Annotated in this window: 3 protein-coding genes; 2 read left to right on the forward strand and 1 reads right to left on the reverse strand. The window is 48.1% G+C overall.

Annotated elements, in window-relative coordinates; translation table 11 throughout:
• Nucleotides 1-802: 802 nt before the first annotated feature.
• Together AXE65_RS04470 and AXE65_RS04475 are read left to right on the forward strand one after the other, a co-directional pair.
• Nucleotides 803-1,075 (forward strand): CopG family ribbon-helix-helix protein, encoded by a 273-nt coding sequence (locus AXE65_RS04470; RefSeq protein WP_068388689.1) that lies wholly within the window; start codon nt 803-805, stop codon nt 1,073-1,075.
• Nucleotides 1,063-1,356 carry a type II toxin-antitoxin system RelE/ParE family toxin gene (locus AXE65_RS04475; RefSeq protein WP_068388691.1) on the forward strand — a complete coding sequence of 98 codons (294 nt, stop codon included), beginning with the start codon at nt 1,063-1,065 and terminating at the stop codon, nt 1,354-1,356. The genes AXE65_RS04470 and AXE65_RS04475 overlap by 13 nt, the downstream gene beginning before the upstream one ends.
• A 104-nt stretch (nt 1,357-1,460) precedes the next feature.
• Here the strand turns inward: AXE65_RS04475 and AXE65_RS04480 are convergent, their stop codons facing one another.
• Nucleotides 1,461-2,618 carry a phage/plasmid replication protein, II/X family gene (locus tag AXE65_RS04480; protein WP_068388694.1) on the reverse strand — a complete coding sequence of 386 codons (1,158 nt, stop codon included), beginning with the start codon at nt 2,616-2,618 and terminating at the stop codon, nt 1,461-1,463.
• Nucleotides 2,619-2,913 lie beyond the last annotated feature (295 nt).

Genomic DNA, 2,913 nt, shown 5'->3' on the forward strand with positions numbered 1-2,913 from the left:
GAGTCAAAAAGAGAATAAAAGTAAGTACAAAAAGGGTTAAAAAGAGGGGGTTCTGGAGAGTCAAAAAGAGAATAAAAGTAAGTACAAAAATAAGCAAAATGTAAGTACAAAAAAGATAAAACAGGCGAAAACCAGCGAAAGAGCGAAAGCTTTGACGAGAAAAGTGCCGAAAATCGTGGAAGCGGAAGCGAAAAGAGCCGAAAAGTTGCCACTGATAAAGCTCTAAAAAGCTCGCTTGAGGTGAAGAAAATTCCAAAATCTGGAAGAAAGTACGGTATCACTAGTACCGTACTTTCAAAATTATGCACCTCCGGACATCGCGCAAAGGGGCTTTGCCCCCTTGCATCCCCCAGTCTCGCCGACAGGCAGAGGGGGCAGGAGGAAAGAGCACCCTCCTGCCCCCTTTGCCTGAGCGTAGGGGTGTTCTTTTTCGTCAAGGGTTCGCTTCGCCGCGTGCCGCGCCCTTGACGAGGGAAGGGCCGGTGTCCGCCGTGAGGACAAAAGCGGGTGCAGTGTAGTAGTGTAGTAGTGTAGTAGTGTATTGCTACATCACTACACAAGCGCAAATTTGTTGGAAAAAGAAAAAACGCGCAGATGTCGCGGTATAAACCAGTCAGTAGCGCGGTTATTTTGCGTTTTTTGAAGGGTTGCGAGAATGGTTGGTAGGGTAGCCGCGCAAACAACCTTGATACGCGATTTTAAGGCTTGTAGGCCGCGTAGCGATGTTAGCGCGACAAGCCCTGTTCTTCAGGGCAGGAAAGGGTATTATCACTAGGTATTACTACGTGATAATAGGCTCACTATGGCAACGTCTCTCAAAATCGACAACATGCTGAAACGTCGAGTCCACTACCTCGCCGCCCAGCGCAGCCGCTCTCCCCATTGGATCATGCTCAAAGCAATCCAAGAGTACGTAGAGCGCGAAGAAGCCCGCGAGAGCTTCAAGCAGGAAGCCTTAGAATCCTGGGCGGCCTACAAGGAAACCGGCCGTCACCTAACAGGCCAAGAAGTCCGCACCTGGTTGAACACTTGGGGCACCAATGACGAAAAGGCGGTGCCTGAATGCCACAAGTAATCATCACTGAAGGCGCTGTGGAAGGCTTGGAACGATGCCGCCAGTTTCTGGCCGTCAAAGCACCGGACGCGGCCAAGCGAGCCAGTCAGACCATCGAGCGGCAATTCCTGCTGCTGGAAACGTTCCCAGACATTGGCCGACCATTCCTTGAAATGCCCGAGCTACGCGAGCTGGTGATTGCCTTTGGGGATTCCGGCTATGTGGCTCTATACCACCACGAACCGTCAGACGATGCGGTGTATGTTCTGGCCTTCCGGCACCAGAAAGAGGCGGGCTATTGATAGCAACCGGCGAGGCGGACACCTAACCGGTAGCGCCGCAAGCCCGCCCGTGCGCAGTGCTCACCGCACCCGCGCACCGGTCGAGCTTGCGGCGCTTAATCTAATTAATAATCTGCTCTGGCCGAGCGATGAACCAAACCGCGTTCAAAGAAAAATGCGGGAATGCCGGCGGGTTTGGCTTCAAGAATACGAATAAGAGGAACGACATTGGATGTATTAACCGCGCGGTCGCAGCGAATTGCTATATCGATGCCATACTCTTTAAGATCTTTCCTATGGTTATAATAAGTACCATTTGACAATATTGATTTTAAGTCATGCCCTTCTTTCCAGAGTGTATAAGTGCCACGTAATTTATTAGGCAGTTTTAAAACTTGTTCGCTATTAAGTTCGATTTGTTCGGACATGTCCAGTCCTCCCACGTATTCATTGAATAAGGTTTTGAGTTTTTCAGGTGTTAAGTTGTAAGCCCATTGCAGAGTAAGATGTTCGATAATCGCTCTGTTTTCCGGGTGAGTAAATTCAGTGGTCAGGTTTCGGCCGTCAAAAGTTGTGTCTTTGAGTTTTCGCGATAATAAACGCAGCTCAACGCGCAGTTTATTATCGATCCACCTCTTAAATTCAGCGTCACTAGTCAGTTGTATTTCTTCAATTGATACTTTACTACTCCTTTTGGTCTGTATTTCGTCTGCCTTGCAGTAGCACACAACCTTCCAGTGCCTGCTAGTGCTGCCAAAGCTCAAGGTTCCGCGGTTGTACAGCGGTCTGCCATGCCGTGATTTAGCTTTAAATTCGGCGGCACGCAACCAAGCCTGCACGTCTGATCGACTGGGCAGGTCAAACATACGGTTGTAATCGATGCGAGTGAGCCGGTATTGACCTTTTTTAATATTATGGCGCTCAAAGTCGGTAGGCATTAGATTGAGATGCTCACAAAGCAAATCAAAAGTATCCAGCATTAACTCAAGCAGGTTGTCAGTCCCTACAATATTATGACCCTGTAGCCATTTGGCAGGATTGCCCTGTATATAGAGATGCGTAGCCAGCGGGGGAGCGCTGTAGTCCGGTCTGCCGTTTGCATCATTCGGCGGCGGGGCGCTGCCGACGCTTTTAACCATAATTTGCGATGACCAAGAGCCATGGACTTGCAATTTGCGCTCGCAGCTCCATTCAATCGTTTTATCTGGATTAAGCGCAATAACCTCTCCCGCATATAAGCGGGGATGGATTATTGGCAAAAAACAAGAAACCCAGTCAATCACAAGAAAACCCATTTATGGATATGGCTAAACGTATCAAGTTAGCTTTATTTGCTCAAGTGTTAAATGCCTGTGAACGGATGCCTAACCGAAGCCGTAGCGTTTGTAGCGTTTGTAGCGTTTGTAGCGTTTGTAGCGTTTGTGTAGCGTTTGTAGCGCCAAAAGAGGGTAAAAGTAAGTACAAAAAGGGTTAAAAAGAGGGGTTCTAGAGAGTCAAAAAGAGAATAAAAGTAAGTACAAAAAGGGTTAAAAAGAGGGGGTTCTGGAGAGTCAAAAAGAGAATAAAAGTAAGTACAAA

It is taken from the genome of Ventosimonas gracilis (genome assembly GCF_001580025.1).
GTDB classification, from domain to species: domain Bacteria; phylum Pseudomonadota; class Gammaproteobacteria; order Pseudomonadales; family Pseudomonadaceae; genus Ventosimonas; species Ventosimonas gracilis.

Coding starts and splice junctions, on each gene's coding strand:
- AXE65_RS04470 (WP_068388689.1), top strand. CDS start 803: ATGGCAACGTCTCTCAAAATCGACAACATGCTGAAACGTCGAGTCCAC.
- AXE65_RS04475 (WP_068388691.1), top strand. CDS start 1,063: ATGCCACAAGTAATCATCACTGAAGGCGCTGTGGAAGGCTTGGAACGA.